Here is a 7141-nt window from a genome sequence, read left to right as displayed (position 1 = left end):
GTGTCAGCTAACAAATTCGTCGACTGGTTCACCGCATTCGCGAGCAAGCCCGCTCCCACAGTTTGAGCTGTACTGCCTGGTGATTATTCGGCATCCAGATGCATCGGTGTCACCACTCGACCATCTTTCTCCGCCTGCCCCAGATTGGCATCGATGAAGTACACCCGATCATCTTCCAACTGCGCTTTATCCACCAGATAGTCCTTGATGGCGCTGGCTCGGTCCTGGCCCAGTTGGCGCAACAGCACGTCACTGCCGCTCCAGAACTTGATCACGCCGTCTTTGAGCTTCGCGGTGCGGTCATTGTTGCTCAGGTCTTTCCATTCGGCCGGCGGTTGTTGTTTCAACCGTGTGCGGTAGATGCCTTCCAGCAATGGCGCCTTTTCCTTCTCCGGCACAACCAACAATGAGGCCTGGGCCGGGACTTTGTCGCCACGGCGTTGCAGCATCTTGTAGTAGTTGTATTGATATTCGCGCTCCAGGCGCTCGGCTGCCAGGAACGGGCCGTCGCTGCTGGCTGCTGCAGTGCCTTCGATTTCCAGGCGCAGGGCAGGGCGCTCTTTAAGTGCCTTGGCCAAGGTGTTCAAGGCGCCTTCGGCATCCTTGCTCAACGCGCTGGAACCGGCAGCGAAAGACACATTGCCGAGGTCTTCCGGGCCGCTTCCGGTAATCAGTCCACCAATGAATTTGAATGGCGCTGTTGCTGCACGTACCACCAGGTTGCGCAGGGTCTGCCACACAATTGGCATCACGCTGAATTGCGGATTATTCAGGTCACCAGTCACCGGCAGTTCGATGGAGATTTTGCCATCGCTGTCTTTGAGCAGTGCAATCGCCAGGCGAATCGGCAAGTCCACGGCATCGGCGCTGTCGACTTTCTCACCCAGTTGCAGTTGCTCAACCACCACTTTGTTTTCAGCCTTCAACTGGCCTTTGGTGATCACATAGTGCAGGTCGAGGTTCAATCGGCCCTTGCGGATGCGGAAGCCGGCGAACTTGCCCGAGTACGGCGTCAACGTCGTCAGCTCGACCCGCTTGAAGCTGGTGGCAATATCCAGTGCGGCCATCGGATCGAACGGGTTCACGCTGCCTTTGATGGTCACTGGCGCGTAGCGGTCCACCTTGCCGTTGATGTCGACGCTGGCCGGTTTGGCCTGGCGGCTGTCGATGGTGCCGATTTGCCCGTTGAGCTGTTGAATGGCTGTGGCGACATTGGGTGTGAGACTGAAGTATGCAAAGTTGGCCGAGCCGTCGTTGATCGCAATGTGCCCGATGTGAATGCCCAGCGGCTTCTCATTGCTCGCTGTCGGTTTGGCAGCGGACTTGGCGCCGCTGCTGGCCGGTTGTGGGATCAGCAAGTCATCGACGTTGGTGGTGCGGTCATCGTTGATCATGAAGCGCACGTAGGGCTGCTGCAGGTTGACCTTGTCGATCGACAGGCTCTGGCCGTGTTGATAATTCACGCCTTCCAGTACCAGGCGCTGCCACTTCAGGAAGTCGCGGGTCTTGAGGGTGTCCAGCGTATGCAGCTGGTCGACTTGTGCACGGCCAGTGACTTGCAGGGCCAGTGGCTCGGTGCTTTTGAGGTTCACATCGAGGTTGCTGCCCAGCATGCCGCTGCGCAGTTCAAGGCGAATGAATGGACTGATATAGGACTGGGCGACCCGCAGGTCGATGTCCTGGGTGTTCACTTTCAGCTTGGCGCTGACCGGGCTGAGGTTGACCTCGCCGGCTGCCTGGATCTTGCCTTGCTTGCCCAAGCCAGTGTCGACTTTCAGGGTAAAGGGGCTTTGGTTGAGGCTGTCGAAGTTCTGCACATCGACATTCAATGGGCCCAGTTCCAATGCTACCGCTGGCTTGGCCGCACGGTCAGCCAAGTGCACCTGATAATTGCGCAGTTGCACATCCTTGAGCAGTACTTGCCAGGGTTTGCTCGGCGCAGCGGGTTCGGATTTTGGCGCGTCGGCAGTGGCCGGCGCGGTTGCCGGTTCTGGCGCCTTGGCCGGTTTGCTTGGCTGGCTGGCGAACAGTTTCTGCCAATCCAATTGTCCATCGGCTTCGCGAGCGGCCCAGGTTTCTAGCTTGTTGCTGCGGATCTTGCCCACAACCACTTGCTGCTTGGCCAGGTCTACCGAGGTCTCGCTGACATCCAGGCGTTCCAGGCGTGCCAACGGCCGGCCGTCCGGGGCCTTGATCGCAAAGGGCGCGATGCTGGCAGCGGTGTTGGTCAGGTTCAGTTCGGTTTCTTTGGCCAGGCTGAATGTGTAATCGGTGCTGAAGTTGAGTACACCGTCTTCAAGCACCAGTGGTAGGGCGTCACGGACATAGGGCCACCAGGCTTTCATCTTGCCATCGGTGACTTTCAGTGTGCCCTGAGACGTGATCGGCACCAGGCTGAAATTACCTTTCCAGTCGATTTGCCCACCCGCGGGCCCTGCGGCCACCAAGGTCATGTCGGCATTGTCTTCGGGTAAGGTGCTGAGGTTTTTCAGCTCGAAGTCGAGTTTGTCGTAGAGGAACTCGATGGGCTCGCTGGGGCGCAGGTCTTGAAAATGTACATAGCCGCTCGCCAGCTTGATGCTGTCGATGCGCACAGGGAACGGTTTGGCGTTGGGATCGGCCGGGGTAGGTTCGCTTGGCGGCAGCTTGAACAGCTGCGCCAGGTTCAACTGGCCGGACTTGTCGAACAACAGCTCGGTCTTGGGCTTGTCCAGCTGTACGTCGGCCAAGTGCAGGGCGCGGGTCCAGAGACTGTCGATCTGCAGGTTGGCATAAAGGCGTTCGAAGCCCACTTGTTCCTTGCCGGGTTCGCCGATCTTCAGGCCCCATGCCGTGACTTCCAGGCTGAATGGGTTGAGTTCGATACGCTCAAGGCGTGCCGGCACCGTGGCGTAATTGGCCAACTGTTGGTTGGCGATGCGAAGAGCAATACCGGGCAAAATCAGGAAGCCCAGCAAGCTGTACAGGGCTAGAGCAGTCAACACGGCGCCGATGGCGCGAATCAATCCTTTGGGCATGGGTGACGCCATCTATATCGAACGAGAGTGCCTTGGAGTATGGCACGGGATTTCGGTTCCGAAGAACAGGGCTTGTTGGGATAACTCTTACAGTTGCAGGATCAAGGTCTTCAGCGGAGGCTGTTGGTCCTGTGAGGGGAAGTCCGCTCCCGGTGTCATGATCTGCCAATCGCGCACCGGGCGGCCGGCCTTTTCGGCGCAGCGCAGCACCTGTTCGCGCCAGTCGTCCATGCTGACTTTTGCCAGGTTGTTGCAGCAGATCAGCACGCCGTTGTCGGCGGTGGCCAGCAGTGCAGGCTTGAGCAGGCTTTGATAGTCGCGCAGCAGGTCGACGGTGCCGAAGGCGCTTTTGGCCCAGGCCGGAGGGTCGAGCAATACCAGGTCATATTGGCGTTGCTCAAGGCGCGGATAGCTCGGCAGCTTCTGCCCGCGGCGCTGGGTGATCGGCAAGCCCGCCAGCTGGCGAATCGCCGGGAAGTAATCGGATTGCACAAATTGCATGGTCGGCAACTGGGGGTTCAGCAGGCCGTTTTCACGACCGACCGCCAGGTTGCCCTCGGCGAAGTCCAGGTTGCACACCTCACGCGCGCCACCGGCGGCTGCGCTCAAGCCTACGCCGCAGGTATAGGCGAACAGGTTCAGCACGCTCTTGCCGGCGCTGTGGTCCTTGACCCAGCCGCGGGTATTGCGCAAGTCGAGGAATAGCAGCGGGTCCTGCCCGGCATGTCGCCCGCGCACACGGTAATTGAGGCCCCACTCATGGCCGACCAGGTCTTCCAGGGCCGCAGGCTCGGCGCGGTACACCGTGTCTTCGCGGTCGATCCGCGAGTTGCCACGGGAACGGTCGTTGTACACCAGCAGCAATTCCAGGCCCATGAACTGGCTGATCAGTTGATGCAGGTCCAGCAGGTCGCTGGTTTCCAGTGACTGGTGAAAGCTCTGCACCAGCAATTGCGGGCCATAGCGGTCGATGGTCAGGCCACCGGCGCCTTCCTGGCTGCCGTGGAACAGGCGGTAGCAGTCGGTGCCTTGGGCATGCAGTTCGTTGATCAGGTCTTGGCGTTGATCGAGAGCGGCGCGCAGCGCCTGATTCAGGGGGGACATGGAGCGCGCCTTGCTTGTTAGGTAAAAGAAGATAAATAAGGACGCGGAGTTTAACAGCTATGAACGGCCCCCTACATCAACCCCATCCGCCGATGGGCGCGCTGCACGGAACCATCACGCATCGCCCAACGCAACAACGGCGCGCTGCGCTTGACCCCGGCGCGGATTATCTGGCGTTGTAGCGGGCTCTGGTGTTGTTCGAGCATGGCGCTGGCCCAGTCCGGCAGCAGGTCGATGCCAGCCTGCATCATCAGGCTGCCGAAAGGCTTGGCCAAGGTGCTGGGAGCAGGGGCGTTGACCAGTAAGCGCAGGACTTCACGACTGCGCTCGTCGCACAGCAGCTGTGGGCGGATGCGTGCCAGATAATCCGAAACTTCCTGCCGTGAGCGCGGCACATGCCGTGCACCCAGCCGCTCGGCCACCAAGGCTATTTCGCTGTAATACCGATCCTGGTCCCGTCCCGGCAGATGTGGGTTGCGATAACGCAGGTGCGCCGCCAGGAAGTTGCTGACTTCCGCCACATGCACCCAAGTCAACAGCTCAGGGTCGCTGGCCGCATAAGGTCGACCATCTGGCGCATGGCCGACCACTTGCAGGTGAATGGTTCGAACCTTCTCGATCAACCATTCGGCATCTTTGCGTGAGCCAAACGTGGTGCCGGAAATAAACTGCGAGGTGCGGCGCAGGCGCCCAAGCATGTCCTGGCGGAAGTTCGAGTGGTCCCACACCCCGGCCAAGGCCAGCGGATGCAAGGCTTGCAACATCAACGCGCTGATGCCGCCGATAAGCATGCTGCTGAAGTCGCCATGCACCTGCCAGCTCACCGAATCCGGCCCGAACAGGCCGGGATCGCCCTTGGGGTTTTCCAGGTCCAGTTGTCCCAATGACAGACCGGTCAGGCTCATCAGTTGGGTTTCGATACGGCTGCGTATAAATTCCATGGCGACTCGAGGTTTCCTATCGGTTCAGGCGTTTGTCGATGAGGCCGTCGACGACGCTGGGGTCGGCCAGTGTTGAAATATCACCGAGGCTGTCCAGTTCGTTGCAGGCGATCTTGCGCAAAATACGCCGCATGATCTTGCCCGAGCGGGTTTTCGGCAAGGCCGGTGCCCATTGGATCAGCTCCGGTTTGGCAAAGCTGCCGATTTCCTGGCTCACCAGCTCCAACAAATGTTTTTTCAGGGCATCGTTGGGCTCGACGCCGTTCATTGGCGTGACGAACGCATAAATGCCCTGGCCTTTGATGTCATGGGGGTAACCCACCACGGCGGCTTCGGCCACCTGGTCATGCAGTACAAGGGCGCTTTCCACTTCAGCGGTGCCGATCCGATGGCCGGACACATTGATCACATCGTCGATACGCCCAGTGATCCAGTAGTCGCCGTCTTCATCGCGTCGTGCGCCGTCGCCGGTGAAGTAGTAACCGGGGTAGGGTTTGAAATAGGTGTCGATCATGCGCTGCGGGTCGCCATAGACGCTGCGGATCTGTCCCGGCCAGCTGGCTTTGATCGCGAGCACACCACTGCCGGCGCCGCTGAGTTCCTTGCCGTGCTCATACAGCAGCACCGGCTGCACGCCAAACATGGGTTGGGTCGCGCAGCCAGGTTTGATGCGCAGGGCGCTGACCAACGGGCTGAGCATGATGCCTCCGGTTTCGGTCTGCCACCAGGTATCCACGATGGGGCAGCGCTGCTCGCCCACCACATTGAAGTACCAATCCCAGGCTTCCGGGTTGATCGGCTCGCCGACACTGCCCAGCAGGCGGAGGCTGGCGCGTGACGTGTTTTCCAGCGGTCCGTGGCCCTCACGCATCAGGGCGCGTAGCGCGGTGGGTGCGGTGTAGAAGATATTCACCTGATGTTTGTCGATCACCTGCCAGAAGCGGGAACTCGTGGGGTAACTCGGCACGCCTTCGAACATCAGCGAGGTGGCGCCGTTGGCCAGCGGGCCATACACGATGTAACTGTGGCCGGTGACCCAGCCCACGTCGGCGGTGCACCAGAACACTTCGCCATCACGGTAATCCAGCACGTACTTGAAGGTCATCGCTGCTTGCAGCAGGTAGCCGCCAGTGGTGTGCAGCACGCCTTTGGGTTTACCAGTGCTGCCGGAGGTGTAGAGGATGAACAGCGGGTCTTCGGCGTCCATCGGCTCGGGCGGGCAGTGGTCGCTGGCGGCATCCAGGGCTTGTTGATACTTGAGGTCGCGGCCTTCGTCCCAATTCACGGAAGCGCCTGTGCGTTCTACCACCAACACGGTGCTGACGTTCGGGCAACTGGCCAGGGCTTTGTCGACGTTCTTTTTCAGCGCCACCGGCTTACCGCCGCGCACGCCTTCATCGGCAGTAATCACGGTACGGCAGTCGGCGTCGAGAATGCGGTCACGCAGGGCATCCGGCGAAAACCCACCAAACACCACCGAGTGCACGGCGCCGATTCGCGTGCAGGCCAGCATGGCGTAGGCGGCCTCCGGAATCATCGGCATGTAGATGCATACCCGGTCGCCTTTCTTCACACCACGGCTTTTCAGCACGTTGGCCAAGCGGCTGACGTTTTGGTGGAGTTGGCGGTAGGTGATTTTGGAAGACGTTGCCGGATCGTCACCTTCCCAAATGAAGGCGGGTTGATCGGCGCGTTGCGCCAGGTGGCGGTCGATGCAGTTGTAACTGACATTCAGTTGGCCGCCGGCAAACCATTGGGCTGCACCGGTGTTGATGTCTGAATGCTGGACGGTGTGCCAGGGTTTGATCCAGTCGAGAAAGGCTTTGGCCTGCTCGGCCCAGAAGAGGTCCGGTTGCTCAACGGATTGGCGGTAGAGGCGCTGGTAGTCCTCCTGACTGAGCTGCGCAGCCCGGCGGACGGCATCGGCATGGGGAAATGTGCTGATATCGAACATGAGCGGTCCTTATTCTTGTTTTGGGACAAGTCATAAAGATGCACGCTGGGAGAAGAGGGTTCAAGGCCAACGTCCAAACGGGCGTTGGCCTTGGATGACCAGCATCAGCCGCGGTGACGACCGCG

General features: G+C 60.1%; 4 protein-coding genes. All 4 read right to left on the bottom strand.

Annotated elements, in window-relative coordinates:
- Window positions 1-83: 83 nt before the first annotated feature.
- On the bottom strand, window positions 84-3017 hold the full coding sequence (locus ACRESD_RS09025) for a DUF748 domain-containing protein (RefSeq protein ID WP_431750600.1): 2934 nt from the start codon (window positions 3015-3017) through the stop codon (window positions 84-86).
- Between the two features lie 87 nt (window positions 3018-3104).
- Window positions 3105-4121, bottom strand: coding sequence for a class I SAM-dependent rRNA methyltransferase (locus tag ACRESD_RS09020; RefSeq protein WP_431750599.1), 1017 nt, complete (start codon window positions 4119-4121; stop codon window positions 3105-3107).
- Between the two features lie 71 nt (window positions 4122-4192).
- Window positions 4193-5062, bottom strand: a complete 870-nt coding sequence (locus ACRESD_RS09015; RefSeq protein ID WP_431750598.1) for an oxygenase MpaB family protein — start codon at window positions 5060-5062, stop codon at window positions 4193-4195.
- Window positions 5063-5078: 16 nt separating this feature from the next.
- On the bottom strand, window positions 5079-7016 hold the full coding sequence (acs, locus tag ACRESD_RS09010; RefSeq protein WP_431750597.1) for an acetate--CoA ligase: 1938 nt from the start codon (window positions 7014-7016) through the stop codon (window positions 5079-5081).
- Between the last annotated feature and the right edge of the window lie 125 nt (window positions 7017-7141).

The sequence above is a fragment of the Pseudomonas sp. genome (assembly GCF_050739995.1).
Classification (GTDB): Bacteria; Pseudomonadota; Gammaproteobacteria; order Pseudomonadales; family Pseudomonadaceae; genus Aquipseudomonas.
This window is presented reverse-complemented; position numbering and strand designations above follow the sequence as displayed.

Bases quoted from the DNA above. Each gene is read 5' to 3' on its own strand.
- ACRESD_RS09015 (WP_431750598.1), bottom strand. From the start codon at position 5,062: ATGGAATTTATACGCAGCCGTATCGAAACCCAACTGATGAGCCTGACC.
- ACRESD_RS09020 (WP_431750599.1), bottom strand. From the start codon at position 4,121: ATGTCCCCCCTGAATCAGGCGCTGCGCGCCGCTCTCGATCAACGCCAA.
- acs (WP_431750597.1), bottom strand. From the start codon at position 7,016: ATGTTCGATATCAGCACATTTCCCCATGCCGATGCCGTCCGCCGGGCT.
- ACRESD_RS09025 (WP_431750600.1), bottom strand. From the start codon at position 3,017: ATGCCCAAAGGATTGATTCGCGCCATCGGCGCCGTGTTGACTGCTCTA.